This is a genomic window from Halomonas sp. THAF5a, assembly GCF_009363755.1.
GTDB lineage: Bacteria > Pseudomonadota > Gammaproteobacteria > Pseudomonadales > Halomonadaceae > Halomonas.
Genome location: NZ_CP045417.1, coordinates 2,402,942 through 2,419,454, shown reverse-complemented (window position 1 = coordinate 2,419,454; position 16,513 = coordinate 2,402,942). Strand labels below are relative to the sequence as shown.

The window sequence follows — 16,513 nt, the reverse complement described above, 5'->3', positions numbered from 1 at the left end:
CCTCTTCCATCGTTCAAGGAGCCTTCATGACCATCGACTCCCACCGCGTCGTGACCCTGCACTATGTGCTCAGCGACCAGGACGGGAGCGTCCTCGACGACTCCCGGGCCCGGGCGAAGCCGCTCGAGTACCTGCACGGCCACGGCAACATCATGGCCGGCCTGGAGCAGGCGCTGGCGGGCCGGCATGCCGGGGCCGAGCTCTCCGTGACCCTGATGCCGGCCGAGGCCTACGGCCTGCGCGACGAGGCGCTGGTGCGCGAGGTGGGGCGTCACGCCTTTCCCGCCCCCGACCTCGCGCCCGGCATGCGCTTCCAGACCCCCGGCGACGACGGCCCGGAGATCGTCACCATCCTCGAGGTGCGCGACGACAACGTGCTGATCGACACCAACCATCCCCTGGCGGGCCACACCCTGCGCTATCGCCTCGAGGTGCTCGAGGTCCGCGACGCCACCCGTGCGGAACTCGCCAAGGGCCACCCGCTGCCGCCGGGCACCGAGCCCGGCGAGGTGGAAGACAAGAAGATGGCCTGAACGTCGGCGGCGTGCGACAACGCTTCCGGCAATTTGCAGCGACTGGGGAAACGTGCCCGGGGCAGGTCCCGCGAGGGACGCCGCGCGGTAGGCTGGACGCCTCGTTCAGCCATACAGGGAAGCCCATCGATGAGCGACCAACCTGCCCCCTGCGCCCGCCGGCGCGCGCTGCTGGCCGCCCTCGGCCTGGTCGGCGTCGCCGCCTACGCCGCGCCGACCCTCTCCACCCTGGGCCAGGCCCAGGCCGGCGACTGGGACGAGGGGCGCTGGCGAATCGTCTACGAGACCCATCCGGAGACCCGGGAGCGGCGCTACGTGGACGACTACCGCGAGCATCGGCGCCACCGCCACCACGCGCATCACCGCCGTCATCGGCACTCGAAGCACAGCCATAGCCATAGCCATAGCCGGTACAGCCACAGCTTCAGCTACCCGAGTCGCTGGTGAGCGCGTTCGGTCCGCCGGCGGGGTGCGTCGAGGCCCTGCGGCCCGCGAGGCTTGAAGCGACGCTGCGACTCGAGGGCGCGCCCGAGCTCGCCGCGGCCCTGCGTGGGGCGATGCCCGGCTGGCCGCTCGACGCCGTGCCGGCCTCGGCCCCTTCGATCCATTCGTCCCCGGACGAGGCGCTGACGGCCTGGCGGACGGCCGACGGTTACGCCCAGGCGGTGCCGGGGCGAACGCGACCCCGCCGGCTGCCCGGCACCGCCACCGCGGCCGCCAGCCTGGTCGCCGATCTGATCGACCGGCTGCTCGAGGCCAGGCCCTCGCAGATCGGCCTTCACTGTGCCGCCGTGGAGATCGACGAGCGACTCGTGCTCTTTCCCGCCACCCACCGAGCGGGAAAGAGCCTGCTCTGCGCCGCCTTCGCCGCCGCCGGCCATCGGGTCTTCGCCGACGACGTGCTGCTGCTGGACGTCGACGGCGAGGGCCGGGCGACGGGCGAGGCGCTGGGCATCGCGCCGCGGCTGCGCCTGCCGTTACCGGCCTCTCTCCCCACCGATCTCGCTGGCTTCATCGCCGCCCACGAGCGCGTCTCGGACCGGCGCTACGGCTACCTGACCCTGGATCGCGACCGTCTCGCCGATCACGGCGAGCGGCGCCCCATCGGCGCCATCGTGCTGCTCGACCGCCTGCCCGGTACGCCCTCCCCGCGCCTGACGCGCCTGTCCCCCGGCGATGGCCTGCTGCAGCTGCTTGGCCAGAGCCTCGCCGGCGCCACCGGGACGCATGACCTAGGGGGTCGAGTCGCGCGGCTGCTGCCGATGATGCGGGGCCTACCGTGCCGGTCGCTTCGCTACGACGATCCGGTGGCGGCCGTCGCGCGGGTGGTGAGCGGTGTGGCCGAGCCACATCGTGACGAGCAGAAGCCGTTGTCGTCCTCTCCGGTGCCGGCCTTCGGGGCACGCGAGAGCACGCCGGCTGTCGGCGATTCGTCGCGAGCCTGGCGGCGGGTGCCGGTCGCGGCGGAGTACCCGCTGGGCGAGGAGCACTTCGTGGTCGACGCCGATGGCGGGGTGCATCGCCTGAGCGCCGTGGCGAGTGGTGTCTGGCGCCTGCTGGGCCTGGCGGCACTGGGCCCGGCCGAGGTGGCGGCGCTGCTGGCCGAGCGCTTCACCGAGGTTGCGCCTGCCCGGCTGCGCGCCGACGCGGCAGGGCTCTTCGATACCCTGGCGGCGGTCGGGCTGATCGAGCGTGCGGTCCCCTCCTGAGGGGACGCGGTCGGTGTCGATGACGCCGACAGCGCCCCGGAAACTGACCTGCGTCAAGTCCTGCCGGACTCCGAGGTCCGGGACGGTGGCAAACTTGATGCAGGTCAGGTTCCCTCCCGCGATGGCGCGATAGAGTGCACTCAACACATCGGGACGGGAGGACACACCATGTACTTGGATGACGCCGTAATCTTCGGGCTTGTTACTGTCGCGATGATGGTCGCTTTCATGGGGGGCTGGATCGCGTTCATCGTCCGTGACCACCATCGCAAGAACAAGCACTGATCCAGCCGCTTCACCAGTCGTCAGGGGAGGGGGGCGCGTCCCCCCACTAGCCGACCCACTTGGGTCGGCTTTTTTTCGTCGGTGTGTTCTGCCGCGCCTGTGCTCGTGCCGCGGCGATGGCGTGCCGACTCAGCGCCCGGCGGTGGCGCGGCCGGTCTCCTGCAGCGACCAGCGGCTAGCCAGGGCGCGCATCACCCGCTCCGGGTACCAGGTCTTGCCGAGGCTGCCGTTGTAGCGCGCCAGCGCCCGGGTCAGGTCGCCGCGCTCCACGGCCAGGTAGTGGGCGAGGATCGTGCAGCCGTAGCGCAGGTTGCGATGGGGATCCTTGAGGTCATCGGCGGGCAGGCCCAGCTCGCGGACCCAGAAGGGCATGATCTGCATGAGTCCCACGGCGCCGGCCGAGGAGACGGCCTCGGCCTGGAAGGCGCTCTCCACCTGGATCACCGCCAGCACCAGCTCCGGGGCCAGCCCGGCCAGGCGCGCCTCCTGGTGGATGCGCCCCAGCAGCGCCCGGCGCCGCGGGGCCTCCGACACGTAGCGGGCAAGCCGTGGCTCCATGGCGTTCAGCCACTGCCGGGCCGCCCAGATCTCGGCGGGCGGCAGCGGCGCGTCGCGCACGGCGTCGAGGGTGTCGCGCAGGCTGGCCGGCTCGGGGGGCAGGGCCCGCACGACGGGGGCGGGCCGGTCGGGGGACAGCGAGGCGGGCAGGGCGGCGAGGAAGTCCCGGTCGCCCTGGCCCAGGGCCGTCATGGCGGGCAGCAGGAGGGCCACCGCCAGGGCGGCGGCCCGACGGGCCTCAGATCGCGACCTTCTCGCGCAGGAAGTCGATGATCTCACCGGCCGGTACCATGGTGGCGTCACTGTCACGGCGTCCCTTGTATTCGAGCTCTTCCTTGTCGAGGCCCCGGTCGCCGACGACCAGGCGATGGGGTATGCCCATCAGCTCGTGGTCGGCGAAGCGCACGCCCGGGCGCAGGTCGCGATCATCCAGCAGCACCTCGAGGCCGGCGGCGGTAAGCGCCTGGTAGAGTCGCTCGGACTCCTCGCGCACCCGCTGGGACTTGTGGGCGTTCATCGGCACCATGGCGACGTGGAAGGGGGCGATGGCGTCGGGCCAGATGATCCCCGCCTCGTCGTGGTTCTGCTCGATGGCGGCGGCCACGACCCGGGTCACACCGATACCATAGCAGCCCATCCAGGGATGCACGGCGCGACCTTCGTCGCCCAGCACGGTGGCGTTCATCGCCTCGGAGTACTTCTTGCCGAGCTGGAAGACATGGCCGACCTCGATGCCGCGCTTGATGGCGAGCGTCCCCTGGCCGTCCGGCGAGGGGTCGCCCTCCACGACGTTGCGCAGGTCGGCGACCCTGGGCAGCGCCACGTCGCGCTCCCAGTTGATGCCGAAGTAGTGCTGGCCGTCGACGTTGGCGCCGGCGCCGAAGTCGCTCATCAGCGCCACGCTGCGGTCGATGATGAGCGGCATCTCGAGGCCCACCGGGCCGAGCGAGCCGGGGCCCGCGCCCACCGCGGCGCGGATCTCCTCCTCGCTGGCCATGGTCAGCGGGGCGGCCACCTCGGCGAGGTTCTCGGCCTTGACCTCGTTGAGCTCATGATCGCCGCGCACCAGCAGGGCGACCAGGCCGCCCTCGGCGCCGTGCACCATCAGGGTCTTGATGGTCTTCTCGATGGGCAGACCGTGGTGCTCGACCAGGGCGGCGATGGTCCTGGCGTCGGGGGTGTCGACCAGGCGCAGTTCCTCGCTCGGGGCGGCGCGCTCGCCCTGGGGCGCCAGCGCCTCGGCCTTCTCCATGTTGGCGGCGTAATCCGAGCCGGTGGAGAAGACGATGTCGTCCTCGCCGGAGTCGGCCAGCACGTGGAACTCGTGGGAGCCGGTGCCGCCGATGGCGCCGTTGTCGGCGATCACCGGGCGGAAGTCGAGCCCCAGGCGGGTGAAGATGCGCACGTAGGCGTCGTACATCGCCTGGTAGGTCTCCTTCAGGGAGGCCTCATCGATATGGAAGGAGTAGGCGTCCTTCATGATGAACTCCCGGGAGCGCATCACCCCGAAGCGCGGCCGGATCTCGTCGCGGAACTTGGTCTGGATCTGGTAGAAGTTGGCCGGCAGCTGCTTGTAGCTGGCGATCTCCTTGCGCACCAGGTCGGTGATCACCTCCTCGTGGGTCGGGCCGACGCAGTAGTCGCGCTCGTGGCGATCCTTGAGGCGCAAGAGCTCCGGGCCGTACTGCTCCCAGCGGCCGGACTCCTGCCACAGCTCGGCCGGCTGCACGGCGGGCATCAGCACCTCCTGGGCGCCGGCGCGATCCATCTCCTCGCGGACGATGCGCTCGACCTTGCGCAGGGTGCGCAGGCCCATCGGCAGCCAGGTGTAGAGGCCGGAGGTGAGGCGACGGATCATCCCGGCGCGCAGCATCAGCTGGTGGCTGACGACTTCGGCGTCGGCAGGCGTTTCCTTGAGGGTGGCGATCAACAGTTGACTGGCGCGCATGGGTCCGGGGTTTCCTCGAGCGGGGCTTGTGCAGAAGCGGATGCGGCGCCGCGCGGCGCGGCGGCAATGACCCCGCATTGTACGGCCAAGCCCGGTTGGCGGCAAAAGTCCGGCGGGCGTTGCTTATCCAGGTCGGTCACAGGGCGCCGACAATGCGCGGCCCTGTGCCTAGGGCGACAGCGTCTGGCGGCGCCTGGCGGCGGTGTCACCCCGGCCTCCCCGCTTACAGGGGTCCCGGCGAGGCGAGTGCGGGATCGGACAGCGCCTCGGGCCGGTAGCGCGCGAGCAGCGCCCACAGGATCGCTGCGGTCTCGGCATCGGCCAGGCCGCGGTAGTCCGCGGGGCGAAAGCGCATCTGGAAGGCGCGCAGCACCGCACGGGTGGGCGGGTCGGCCTCGCCGGTGACGGCCAGCCCGTAGCCCCAGGCCGCCAAGGCCCGCTGCAGGTTGGCAAGCGACGGTGGGGCGACGGCGAAGCGGGCGCGCCAGCGGGCCACCGTGGCGTGCCTGGGCCAGGGGCCGATTCCGGCCTCGTGCAGGCGTTGCCAGGGGAAGGCCGGGCCGGGGTCGATCTTGCGCGAGGGGGCGATGTCGGAATGGGCCACCACGTTCGTCGGCGCGATGCCGTGGCGGGCGATGAGGTCGCCTGCCAGGGCGATCAGGGTATCGAACTGGGCGTCCGGATAGGGTGCCCAGGCGATCTCGCTCGCCTCATCGGCGGCCAGCAGGCGCTCGACCTCGGCCGCCGAAAGATCCGGCCCGGCGTTGACGATCTCGAGGCCGATCGAGGTGGCGTTGATATCCGCGCTGCCCCGCCAGCGGCTGGCGCCGGCGTGCCAGGCGCGCCGCGTCTCCTCCACCAGCTGGTAGACCCGCCCCTCGGGGCCGCGGGGCAGCACGTAGTGGCTGCTGACCCGTGGGCCGGTCAGGGCGGTCAGCGCCTCGGCCTCGTCGCCGTCGGTATAGTGCAGCACCAGATGGCGCACCCGGCTGTTGTGGGAGGGGCTTTCATGGGTGTGGTCGACCGTGTAGCCCGCCCGGCGCTCCAGCGTCCCGGGGCCGGCGCAGGCGCCGAGCACCAGCGGCAGGAGCAGCAGCAACAGGCGGCGGTGCACGGCTCAGCCCCCCGTTGGCAACAAACGCACCAGCATGCCGAGCACCAGGGTCGTCGAGACGCTGAGCAGGGTGCCGAGCAGCACGTACTCGGTGAGCTTGCGATCGCGGGTCTCGCGCAGGTCGCCGAAGCGCAGCACCGACTTGGCGGCCAGCAGGAACCCCACCGCGGTGAGCTGGTCCAGCAGCACCAGGGTCAGCACCAGGAGCCGCTCCAGCACGCCGATGCGCGCCCCGGCACTGGCCAGGGTGCCGGTGTCCTCGAGCTCGGCGCTCCAGCGCCGCATGACCAGGGCGATGGCGATCGACAGCGGCCGCGTCACCAGCAGATAGGCGGTGGCCACCCCCAGCACCCTGGGCGTTGCCAGCCAGTCGCCCAGCGCCGCCAGCGGGGCGAGGCTCGCGAGCCAGACTAGCCACAGGCCCACGAGCACCAGCAGGTGGCCGGCCTGGTCGAGCAGGAAGGCGCGCAGCTCGCCGGCCGGCCTCAGGGACTTGGCCAGGTCGATCGCCCAGTGGCTGGCGCCCACCGCGAGCGCGCCGTAAAGCGCGGCCGTCGGCCCCCGGGAGGTGGCGTCGCCGGCCAGCAGCAGCACGCCGCCGGCGAGGGCCCCGTGCAGCAGGGCATGCAGCAGCAGGCGCGGCGAGCGCTGGTGCAGGCGCTGGCGCTCCTCCACCCAGCGCCTGGTCTGCAGGAGGAAGTCGCCGACCAGGTGGGCCAGCACCAGCGCCATGAGCAGCGAGAGGGCCGTGGCGTTCATGGTGTCGGCTCCGCGGTCGACGGCGCCCGGTCGTCGAGGCGCTCGCGAAGGTAGGCGAGGGTGTCGGCGAGCAGGGGCCAGCGGGCGGCCTTCAGGCGCTTGTGCACGCTGGGCTGGGAGATGCCCAGCCGGTCGGCGAGGGCCTGCTGCGAGGGTGGCCGAGTGGCGTCTTCGCCCAGGCAAAGGGCGACGACCTCGGCGGAATAGGGCGACCATCCACCGAGCAGGTCGTCGAGGAAGCGCACCAGCAGGTCGAGCGCCGGGTCCTCGGGTTCGTCCAGCAGGACCAGGGCCAGGTGGTCGACGCCGCCCGCGAGCGCGTCCAGGCGGCGTCCCGAGGCGATGAAGGTCTCGCCGTCGGCCTCGCGGCCCCCGAGCTCCCCCGGCCCGACCGCCACGGCGATACGCGCATCCCAGCGCTGGCGGGGATCGGAGTGCTCGATCAGCGCCGCGCGCAGGACCACCGCGGCCTTCATGGCCGCCGCGGCATGGGGCAGGGCGAGCTGGAAGCCGTCGCCGCGGAAGCGCTCGCCGCGGCCGCCATGGCGGGAAGCGAGCCCCGCCAGGGCCGCCTCCAGCCGCCGATAGAGGCGCGGCCGGTCGCCGACCTTGCGGGAATCGATCACGTCACCGGTGAGCACGGCAATGCGTCCTGGCATGACACTCCTCCTCGGGGCATTCCCCCAGCATAGCCGTAGAGGCCTATCCGGCAAACTAATAGCCTTTGTAGGCTATATAAAGACCATATAGCCCTAAAAGGTTATAGGTAGCGGGGTAAGGCCGGGGCGAACGATGGCGGCTACCGCGCCAGCTCGCGCATGGCGTCCTCCAGCCCCGCCAGCGTCATGGGGTACATGCGATCGGCGATCAGCTCGCGGATCAGCCGGGTGGAGGGCGTCATCTCCCAGGCGCGGGGCGGCAGCGGGTTGAGCCAGACGAGGTGCGGGAAGGCCTCGACCAGGCGCCGGAGCCAGACGGCGCCCGCCTCGTCGTTCATGTGCTCGACGCTGCCCCAGGGGTGGGTCACTTCGTATGGCGACATGGCGGCATCGCCGACCATCACCACCTGGTAGTCGCCGCCGTAGGTGTGCAGCACCTCCATGGTCGGGATGCGCTCGCTGCGCCGGGAGTTGTCGCGCCACAGCCCCTCGTAGGGGCAGTTGTGGAAGTAGTAGGCCTCGAGGTGCTTGAATTCCGAGCGCGCCGCCGAGAAGAGCTCCTCGCAGGTGCGCACGTGGTCGTCCATGGAGCCGCCCACATCGAGCAGCAGCAGCACCTTCACCGCGTTGTGGCGCTCCGGGCGCAGCTGCACGTTGAGCAGGCCGGCGTCCCGGGCGGTCTCGCGGATGGTGGCGTCGAGATCGAACTCCTCGGCCGCCCCCTGGCGGGCGAAGCGCCGCAGCCGGCGCAGGGCCATCTTGATGTTGCGCGTGCCGAGCTCCAGCGAGTCGTCGTAGTCGCGGAAGCGACGCTCGTCCCACACCTTCACCGCGCGGCGGTGCCGCGAGCCGTCCTGGCCGATGCGGATCCCCTCGGGATTGTAGCCGTGGGCGCCGAAGGGGCTGGTGCCGCCGGTGCCGATCCACTTGTTGCCGCCGGCGTGGCGCGACTGCTGCTCCTCGAGGCGCTGCTTGAAGGTCTCGATCAGCTGCTCGAGCCCGCCCAGGGATGCGATCTGCGCCTTCTCCTCCTCGGAGAGCTGCTTCTCGAACTCCCGGCGCAGCCAGTCGTCGGGGATCAGCGCCTCGATGGCGGCGTCGAGGCTCGTGAGTCCCTCGAACCAGGCGGCGAAGGCGCGATCGAAGCGGTCGAAGTGGCGCTCGTCCTTGACCATCACGGTGCGCGCGACCCGGTAGAAGGCCTCCATGTCGGCGAACGCCACGCCGCGCTCGACCACCGCGTGGAGGTCGAGCAGCTCGCGCAGCGAGACGGGCACCTCGTGGCGCTTCAGCGTCTCGAACAAGCCGATGAACATGGCTCAGCGGCCCTGCCGGCGCATCATGAAGGCCAGCCGCTCCAGCAGCTGGGTGTCCTGCTCGTTCTTGACGAGCGCCCCGGCGAGCGGCGGGAGCGCCTTCGCCGGGTCGCGCTGGTAGAGCGCCTCCCGGGCCAGCTCGTCGCTCATCAAGAGCTTCAGCCAGTCGACCAGCTCCGAGGTGGAGGGGGGCTTCTTCAGGCCCGGGGCGGCGCGCAGCTCGAAGAACACCTCCAGCGCCTCGCCGGCCAGCCGCGGGGCGATGTCGGGGAAGTGCACGTCGACGATCGCCTGCAGGGTATCGCGGTCGGGGAACTCGATGTAGTGGAAGAAGCAGCGGCGCAGGAAGGCGTCGGGGAGCTCCTTCTCGTTGTTGGAGGTGATGACGATGATCGGGCGGTGGGTCGCGGTGATGGTCTCGCCGGTCTCGTAGACATGGAACTCCATGCGATCCAGCTCCTGGAGCAGGTCGTTGGGGAACTCGATGTCCGCCTTGTCGATCTCGTCGATCAGCAGCACCACCCGCTCGTCGGCGGTGAAGGCCTCCCAGAGCTTGCCGGGGCGGATGTAGTTGGCGACGTCTTCCACCCCCTCGACCCCCAGCTGGGAGTCGCGCAGCCGGCTGACCGCATCGTACTCGTAGAGCCCCTGGGCCGCCTTGGTGGAGGACTTGATGTGCCAGGTGATCAGCCGGGTGCCGAGCGAGGCGGCCAGCTCCTCGGCCAGCAGGGTCTTGCCGGTGCCCGGCTCCCCCTTGATCAGCAGCGGCCGCTCCAGGGTCACGGCGGCGTTTACCGCCTGCTTGAGCGCCTCGGAGGCCACGTAGGTGGAAGTGGAATCAAACGCCATGGGTTGCGCCTCGAAGTCGTGGTCGTCGGGAGATCAAACGAGTGTACGGTAGGGGTGGTCCCGCGACAAATGCCCCCGCGCCGCCGCGATGCGGGGACGTTACTCGGTCGGCTCGGCCCCGCGATAGGCCTCGACCAGGGTCGCCGGGTCGTGCTCGGCGTGGCCGCGGGCGGCGTGGGCGCGCATCAGCTGGGCGGCCAGCCCGCTCATCGGCGTGGCGCTGCCGCTGCGCTGGCTCTGGGCCACCGCCATGTCCAGGTCCTTGAGCAGGGTGCGCAGGTGCCAGGGCGGGTCGGCGAAGTCGCTGGCCGCCATGCGCGGGGTGAGAATCCGAAACGGCGTCGAGTCGGCGAAGCCGCCGGCCAGCGCCTCGGTGAGCCGGCTGGCCTCCACGCCGCTCGCCTCGGCCAGCGCCACCATCTCGGCCAGCACCGCCGCCTGGCAGCCGACCACCATCTGGTTGCACACCTTGGTCACTTGGCCGGCGCCCACCGGGCCCATGTGGGTGATGCGTGCGGAAAGGGGCGCCAGCACCGGGCGGCTCGCTTCCACGTCCTCGGCCTCGCCACCGCACATGATGGCGAGGCTGCCCGCCTCGGCGCCGGCGACGCCGCCGGAGACCGGCGCATCCACCCAGCGCATGCCGGCCTCGCGTTCGAGCCGGGCGGCGAGGTCGCGGGTGGCGGCCGGGTCGCTGCTGGAGAGGTCGATCAGACGCTGGCCGGGCCGGGCATGGGCCGCTACGCCATCCTCGCCGAACACCACCTCGTCGACCACGGCGGTATTGGCCAGGCAGAGCAGCACCACGTCCACCTCGGCCATCAGTGCCTCGATGGAGTCGGCCACCCGGGCGCCGGCCGCGGCCACGCCGGCGGTCTTGCCCGGCGAGCGATTCCAGACCGTGACGGTAAAGCCGGCCGCCAGCAGGCGGCGCGTCATGGGGTCGCCCATCAGGCCGATGCCGATGAAGCCGAGTCGGGGGTGGGTCATGGGCTCTCTCCGCGCAAAGCTGTCAGCATGCGTGATGGATGTCGTTTGCACCATAAATCTGCATAGATTCCCAGATAGTTTGCATAATTTGCAGGATAAGCCTGCATAGCCTAGCTTGCTTTGTAACCTTACCCACATGGTAGCAAGCTATGTACAGGCGTCGCCTCAAGCATTCCCGCGTCAAGAATTTGTACAAGTTCGCTAGCCCTAAGATGAATAGGGTGCTAACTGTTGAGTCCTCACTAGAATTTGATGCATGTTTTCATTTCGAGTATACACCCTCTATAAGCTCCTATGAGGCACAACCTGAAGGCTTCTACTATTCATTTGGCGACAAAAAACTACCTTATACTCCAGATTTTTTAATTTTCGATAAATCTCGTGGTTCTAGTTTCATTGAGGTGAAACCATATGCTGAGCTCGAGAATGAAGATTTCAAGGAAAAATTTATCTGTCGCCAAAAAAGTGCCATGGAAAATGGTATTCCACTATTGCTGGTAACAGATAATCAAATCAGAGTAAACCCAGTCTTGTGCAATCTTAAACTCCTCCATCGATATTCCGGGTTAAAGACGCTAACACCACTTCACCTGATGTTGCTGGACATCGTTAGGAAGAGTGGGAAGGTGCGAGTACGAGATTTGGTGCATGAAACGGGGGAGCCAAGCAGTGCTGTACTTACATCTGTAATTTCATGGTTGGCAATTGGTGAGATGAGTAGTGATCTCTCAGTGGCTAAGTTAGGGGTTGACTCGGTCGTGTGGTGATGATGTGGACGATTATGGTCATGATCTCGGGCTGGATCTATTTGAAGATGAATTCATAGAACCTTGCAAGCCTGAAACTAAATCAGCTGCCGCCAAGCATTCCCATAATGATGCTTTTTTTCGTGAAATTTGTGTTCCCGAATCCAGTGATGGAGGTGGCAGGCCTCTTGATACATATCCTGATAAACTTCGAGATGAAGCACTAAGACGTTTAACATATATACAGTATTTTAAAAAAAGAATCAGTGGTGGTTGGACGGAGAAGAACCTCAAGCCATTACTAGGCGGCGCTGAGATCTTACAAACTCTAGATGGTCCAGTTCCAAGCTGGAGAACACTGGCTGGCTGGCATAGCGCATATAAAAATAATGGATTTTCAGTGGAGGCTTTAATCCCAAAGCACCATAAGAAAGGAAATAGGAAGAACAAGATGGAAGATGATGGTCACTATTTTTGGCGAGCAATGAGTGAGAAATATATGCGTAAGGAAAGGCCGTCTATAAGGTCTGCTTACGTGTATTATTGTGATCTAATTAATCTTGCAAATAGAGGTGTGATCTCCGGGAAGCTGAACCCGATGAGTCAGACAGCATTTTATCATAGAGTATCTAATATTCCGCCTTATGATGTCGATTTGGCAAGATATGGTAAGCGATACGCGGATCGAAAATATAAACCTGTAGGTGCACATGTTCAGCCTACTAGAGTGCTAGAAAGGGTTGAGGTTGATCACACCGCTCTAGATCTTATGCTGTTGGATGATGAATTGTTGGTCGTGTTGGGAAGACCATATATAACGGCATTGATTGACTCATATAGCAAATGCCTAGTTGGCTTTTATATTGGTTATAAAGAACCCGGCTATGACTCGGTTCGAAAGGCCCTTATTAACGCTATGCTGAGCAAGGGGTATGTGAAGAAAACGTATCCAATGGTTAACTGTGATTGGCCATGTGAAGGGAAGATTGAAGCTCTGGTAGTGGATAATGGCGCCGAGTTTTGGAGTAAGAGTCTTGAATTGGCATGTCAATCGGTTGTAAGTGATATTCAATATAATCCCGTTGGGCGCCCATGGCTAAAGCCTTTGGTTGAAAGATTTTTTGGGCAGATTAACCAAAATTTCCTGATTTCAATGCCAGGTAAAACATTTTCCGGTATTGACCAGTTGGAAGATTATAATCCGGAAAAAGATGCTGTCATGCGATTTTCCACTTTTATGGAGCTTTTTCATAAGTGGGTTGTGGATGTGTATCACCAAGACTCCAATAGCCGTAAAGACAGCGTTCCAATTATCTCATGGGAACAAGGAGTTAAGGAATTCCCTCCTATAATTTATCGCGATGATGATGAGTTCCGAGTCAAGATGGAATTGGCCCCCACGATTGATCGTGTGTTGGGTAAAGATGGAGTGAGGTTTGCATGCTTGAGATACTCAAGCGATGAGCTTGATGCTGTCAGGAAGCTGACTCCTAATTCTGGTAAAAGCCGTGGTGTTAAGGTTAAAGTAAAGATTGATCCTGATGACCTTTCTAAGTTGTATGTATATCTCCCCGGTGAAGATGGGTACGTTATAGCTAATGCTGTAGATCCTGATGATTACACTGTGGGGTTGTCGTTATTTCAGCATCAAACAAATCGGAGGTTTCAGCGAAGGTTCATCCATTCCCAAGTAGATAGGGTGGGGTTATCTGAATCCAGGTTGTATATCGAGGGGCGTATAAGAGATGAGGTCGAACTCCTTAAGAGCGGCCCGAAGAACAAAAAATCCGTTAGTGGAATGAAGAAGTTGGCCAGATATAAAAATATTGGTAGTGATGGGGCTTCTTCGGTATGTTCTGAGAATGAGAGTAACGCTAAAAAAATCCCAGAAGAAAATGTTAGTGAAAATAATGGTTCGAGTAGTAATTCGATACTTGATGAGTGGGAGTCGAATGTGTCCGGTTGGGATCCATACTGATGTTTGAGCTTGAACCAAATGATAGGGAAAGGCTGAAAAGTTTCATTGATTGCTTTGTGGAGCACCCAGTTCTCACGACGGTTCTTCAAGATTTTGATCGGCTGAGAGCTTATCGTAAATTAGGCGGTGAGCCACAGTGCATGCTGCTTATCGGTGATACAGGGTCAGGTAAAACTCATCTGATCAATCATTACAAATCTAGGGTTGATGTGCGCCGAGAAGGTGATGTTTTAATTAAGCCATTATTGGTAAGTCGTATCCCCAGTAAGCTTAATCTCGAACAGATGATGATCCAGATGCTCAGCGATCTTGGGCAATTTGGTAGTGAGTATCGCCGTGGTAGAAGTCGTGATATTGGTTTGACGGAATCATTGATCAAGGCGTTGAGACGCTGTAAAACAGAGTTAATAATAATAAACGAGTTTCAAGAGATTCTCGAGTTCAAGTCGGCTCGTGATAGGCAGGTCATTGCCAATCGATTAAAGATGATCAGCGAGGAGTCACAGATCCCTATCGTTTTGGTTGGGATGCCATGGGCTGCACAAATTGCTGAAGAGCCACAATGGTCTTCCCGCCTAATTTGCCGTAGAGTTATTCCATATTTCAAATTGTCAAATGGACCAGAAGAGTTTGTAAGATTTCTTAAGGGGTTGGCGGTCAGGATGCCTTTCGATACGCCGCCAAGATTGGAAGATAAAAATATAGCATTACCCCTTTTTTCTTATAGCCGGGGGGAGGTCCGGCGTCTAAAAGCATTGCTTAATGAGGCTGTTACTATTGCAATGGTCGAAGGTGCTGATTCACTTGATTTGGCGCACCTTGTCAAGGCATACCAAGTCATGTTTCCCGGCCAGAATAATCCATTCAAAGAAAAACCAGAAAGCCTTCTGTTTAGTGAGGTTTCAAGATATTCAGATTATAATCCTCTTGCAGTATCAGAGGAAGAAGCCTTTGTTCCGACTCAGTTTATTGACTCTCTGAGTCTAAATGAAATATTGAAGAAGTCCTGATTAAAATATTGGTTTCCTGAAAATCATTCGAAACCCATGAAAGCATCTAGGTTGTAGATATAGAGTTCTCCCTTAGGTAGTTGATTAATCGTTTATTTATTGAATGGCTTGTTGAAGCCACGGATCTGAAGAAAAAGCTCCGACTTGAGTCGGAGCTTAATCAGTCTGACCTAGTTTTCAGAGCGTCATGAAAGACTTGGACTCCCCGTCGCGGAATTGGTAGACGTTCCAGTCTTCCTGCTTTGGGCCCGGCATCCCGGGGGTCCCGATAGGCATGCCGGCCAGGCCGATGCCATCGGTGTCCGGACGCTCCTCGAATAGTTTCTCCATCGCCACGAAGGGAACATGCCCCTCGATCACGTATTCACCCATCTCGATGGTGTGGCAGGCGCCGAGCCCGTAGGGCAGGCCGACGCGCTCCTTGACCTTGCCCAGCTCCACGTCATCGACGATGGTCACGCTGACACCGCGCTCCTCAAGCTGGCGGGCGTACTCGTCGCAGCAGCCGCACTGGGGATTCTTGTAGAGGGTGGCCTCGGTCGGCGATGCGGCCTGGGTGGTGCCGGCGCCCAACAGCAGCGCGGTGGAGAAAAAGAGGGTGGGGGCAAAGCGGTTCATGAGCGGTTCTCCTGGGTGTGACGGGAAACGAACAGGTATTTGACGAGGGCGGCAATGCCTAGGCCAAGCAAAAGCGTGACCGTCAGCGGCATCAGCCATCCCATCCAGCTCATTGAGTCCATGAAGGCGAAGCATTCGTTGCTGAACATAACAAGACTCCTGACGAACGTGCAGGTAAATCCGGTGGCAGGCCGATGGCCAGCATCACCGAGGCGTTGGATGCACGGTCAGGGTCTGGGAGGTTCGCGCGGGGGCGGGGCGATGAATTCGACCTTAGCCGGTCCGGCGGTGTCGGCCAGGGTGTCGGGGGTGGCAGGAATGACGAGGGGCGTCGACGCCAGGGCCGCGCAGCCGGCGCATTCGGGGTCGGCGTGATCGAACAACTCGACCTCAGCCGTGCTGCAGTCAGCGGCGCAGCTCTCCATGGCCGCCTGAGCGGTCAGGCCGGTCACTGACAGCAGCACCACGAGCAGCAACGCCAGCAAGCGTCCTCCTCGTGTGCGGTGCAGCGGTCTGGCCTGTTCGGTCATGGTGATTCCCTCGTCATCCTTGTGTCATTCTGTGCCAGTCATCCGGTTGACCACCTTGACCCAGCGCAATAGGGAGCGAGATGGCTGAGCGATACCCGTCAGGCGGCGGGCATCGGGTATCACTGCGGGTTGTTGCCGGAAGACGGGTCCTGCTTCAGCTGCTCGCGCTGCTGATCGCTCAGCAGATCCTGCATCCGATTACGCATGCGCACCTTGTCCGCCATCATCTCGCCCTGGAGGGTGGCCATCTGACCATGGAGTGCCTGGACCTCCTCCGGATCAGGACGCTCCGCCTGCATCAGCAGCATCATGTCGTCACGCAGGTTCATCATCTCGCCCATGCGTTCGAACTGGGCGGAACGGTGCTCCCTGCGCATCTCGCGCAGGGAACTCAGCTGCTCTTCGTCGAGCATTCCGGCCATGCCGCCCATGCCGGACATCATCGGGCAGGGCATCATGCCGCCTTGGCCGCCCATCATCATGCCGGGGCCCATGCCGCCCTGGCCGCCCATCATCATGCCGGGGCCCATGCCGCCCTGGCCGCCCATCATCATGCCGGGGCCCATGCCGCCTTGGCCGCCCATCATCATGCCGGGGCCCATACCGCCCTGACCGCCCATCATGCCGCCTTGTTGCATGCCCTGACCCTGTTGCATACCTTGCGCAGAGGCGGCACCGCTGGTGACGACACCCATGCTGGCGGCCAGAGCGATGGCGAGAAGCTGCTTGTGCTTGATCATGTGCTGTACTCTCATCTTGCTGCTGGTAGAGAAATCGCCTTACCGAGGCAGGGAAGGCTGTTTAGCTTCAGTTATGAGCTTACAACCTATGGGTGGGCCCAATGTCAAGGTGTGATGTGGATTGACACTATTTTTTGCTTTGTTCAGCTTGTCTTCAGGTTTGTGCGTTAC

19 protein-coding genes are annotated in these 16,513 nt (G+C 63.6%); 7 read left to right on the top strand and 12 right to left on the bottom strand.

Annotated elements, in window-relative coordinates:
* Nucleotides 1-26 precede the first annotated feature (26 nt).
* From FIU83_RS10915 to ccoM, 4 genes are all read left to right on the top strand, one after another.
* Entirely contained in the window at nucleotides 27-533 is a 507-nt protein-coding gene (locus FIU83_RS10915; protein ID WP_152484068.1) for a peptidylprolyl isomerase, read from the top strand.
* 129 nt (nucleotides 534-662) lie between these two features.
* Nucleotides 663-980 carry a hypothetical protein gene (locus FIU83_RS10910; RefSeq protein ID WP_152484067.1) on the top strand — a complete coding sequence of 106 codons (318 nt, stop codon included), beginning with the start codon at nucleotides 663-665 and terminating at the stop codon, nucleotides 978-980.
* The gene (locus tag FIU83_RS10905) at nucleotides 977-2,242 is read left to right on the top strand and encodes a PqqD family peptide modification chaperone (RefSeq protein WP_152484066.1); all 1,266 of its coding nucleotides are present in this window, start codon (nucleotides 977-979) and stop codon (nucleotides 2,240-2,242) included. The genes FIU83_RS10910 and FIU83_RS10905 overlap by 4 nt, the downstream gene beginning before the upstream one ends.
* Nucleotides 2,243-2,410: 168 nt before the next feature.
* Nucleotides 2,411-2,527, top strand: a complete 117-nt coding sequence (gene ccoM, locus FIU83_RS17715; protein ID WP_281380741.1) for a cytochrome c oxidase subunit CcoM — start codon at nucleotides 2,411-2,413, stop codon at nucleotides 2,525-2,527.
* A gap of 129 nt (nucleotides 2,528-2,656) precedes the next feature.
* Here the strand turns inward: ccoM and FIU83_RS10900 are convergent, their stop codons facing one another.
* The 8 genes from FIU83_RS10900 to FIU83_RS10865 all read right to left on the bottom strand — a co-directional run bounded on the left by FIU83_RS10900 (nucleotide 2,657) and on the right by FIU83_RS10865 (nucleotide 10,774).
* Entirely contained in the window at nucleotides 2,657-3,298 is a 642-nt protein-coding gene (locus FIU83_RS10900; protein WP_367642278.1) for a lytic transglycosylase domain-containing protein, read from the bottom strand.
* Nucleotides 3,299-3,323: 25 nt separating this feature from the next.
* Nucleotides 3,324-5,033 carry a proline--tRNA ligase gene (locus FIU83_RS10895; RefSeq protein ID WP_152484065.1) on the bottom strand — a complete coding sequence of 570 codons (1,710 nt, stop codon included), beginning with the start codon at nucleotides 5,031-5,033 and terminating at the stop codon, nucleotides 3,324-3,326.
* A 223-nt stretch (nucleotides 5,034-5,256) separates the two neighbouring features.
* Nucleotides 5,257-6,147 (bottom strand): N-acetylmuramoyl-L-alanine amidase, encoded by an 891-nt coding sequence (locus tag FIU83_RS10890; protein ID WP_152484064.1) that lies wholly within the window; start codon nucleotides 6,145-6,147, stop codon nucleotides 5,257-5,259.
* A 3-nt stretch (nucleotides 6,148-6,150) separates the two neighbouring features.
* Nucleotides 6,151-6,906: a DUF3307 domain-containing protein gene (locus FIU83_RS10885; protein ID WP_152484063.1), complete on the bottom strand. Its 756-nt coding sequence runs from the start codon at nucleotides 6,904-6,906 to the stop codon at nucleotides 6,151-6,153.
* A complete protein-coding gene (locus FIU83_RS10880) occupies nucleotides 6,903-7,565 on the bottom strand; it encodes a hypothetical protein (RefSeq protein ID WP_152484062.1) in 663 nt (220 codons plus the stop codon). The genes FIU83_RS10885 and FIU83_RS10880 overlap by 4 nt, the downstream gene beginning before the upstream one ends.
* 140 nt (nucleotides 7,566-7,705) lie before the next feature.
* A complete protein-coding gene (locus tag FIU83_RS10875) occupies nucleotides 7,706-8,881 on the bottom strand; it encodes a VWA domain-containing protein (protein ID WP_152484061.1) in 1,176 nt (391 codons plus the stop codon).
* Between the two features lie 3 nt (nucleotides 8,882-8,884).
* A complete protein-coding gene (locus tag FIU83_RS10870; RefSeq protein ID WP_152484060.1) occupies nucleotides 8,885-9,730 on the bottom strand; it encodes a MoxR family ATPase in 846 nt (281 codons plus the stop codon).
* Between the two features lie 99 nt (nucleotides 9,731-9,829).
* A complete protein-coding gene (locus FIU83_RS10865; protein ID WP_301538559.1) occupies nucleotides 9,830-10,774 on the bottom strand; it encodes an NAD(P)-dependent oxidoreductase in 945 nt (314 codons plus the stop codon).
* A gap of 167 nt (nucleotides 10,775-10,941) precedes the next feature.
* Between FIU83_RS10865 and FIU83_RS10860 the strand changes: the two genes are divergently transcribed.
* From FIU83_RS10860 to FIU83_RS10850, 3 genes are read left to right on the top strand one after another with little or no spacing between them, the layout of a single operon-like run.
* Entirely contained in the window at nucleotides 10,942-11,487 is a 546-nt protein-coding gene (locus tag FIU83_RS10860; RefSeq protein ID WP_172976073.1) for a TnsA endonuclease N-terminal domain-containing protein, read from the top strand.
* Nucleotides 11,488-11,491: 4 nt separating this feature from the next.
* On the top strand, nucleotides 11,492-13,444 hold the full coding sequence (locus FIU83_RS10855; RefSeq protein ID WP_152484057.1) for a Mu transposase C-terminal domain-containing protein: 1,953 nt from the start codon (nucleotides 11,492-11,494) through the stop codon (nucleotides 13,442-13,444).
* Complete coding sequence (locus FIU83_RS10850; RefSeq protein ID WP_152484056.1) at nucleotides 13,444-14,454, top strand: TniB family NTP-binding protein; 1,011 nt, start codon at nucleotides 13,444-13,446, stop codon at nucleotides 14,452-14,454. The genes FIU83_RS10855 and FIU83_RS10850 overlap by 1 nt, the downstream gene beginning before the upstream one ends.
* A 177-nt stretch (nucleotides 14,455-14,631) precedes the next feature.
* Here the strand turns inward: FIU83_RS10850 and FIU83_RS10845 are convergent, their stop codons facing one another.
* The 4 genes from FIU83_RS10845 to FIU83_RS10835 all read right to left on the bottom strand — a co-directional run bounded on the left by FIU83_RS10845 (nucleotide 14,632) and on the right by FIU83_RS10835 (nucleotide 16,342).
* On the bottom strand, nucleotides 14,632-15,072 hold the full coding sequence (locus FIU83_RS10845) for a DUF411 domain-containing protein (RefSeq protein WP_152484055.1): 441 nt from the start codon (nucleotides 15,070-15,072) through the stop codon (nucleotides 14,632-14,634).
* Entirely contained in the window at nucleotides 15,069-15,221 is a 153-nt protein-coding gene (locus tag FIU83_RS17475; protein ID WP_023007307.1) for a hypothetical protein, read from the bottom strand. Before FIU83_RS17475 ends, FIU83_RS10845 begins: the two co-directional genes overlap by 4 nt.
* 78 nt (nucleotides 15,222-15,299) lie before the next feature.
* Nucleotides 15,300-15,602: a hypothetical protein gene (locus FIU83_RS10840; protein ID WP_143004404.1), complete on the bottom strand. Its 303-nt coding sequence runs from the start codon at nucleotides 15,600-15,602 to the stop codon at nucleotides 15,300-15,302.
* A gap of 119 nt (nucleotides 15,603-15,721) precedes the next feature.
* On the bottom strand, nucleotides 15,722-16,342 hold the full coding sequence (locus FIU83_RS10835) for a hypothetical protein (protein ID WP_152484054.1): 621 nt from the start codon (nucleotides 16,340-16,342) through the stop codon (nucleotides 15,722-15,724).
* Between the last annotated feature and the right edge of the window lie 171 nt (nucleotides 16,343-16,513).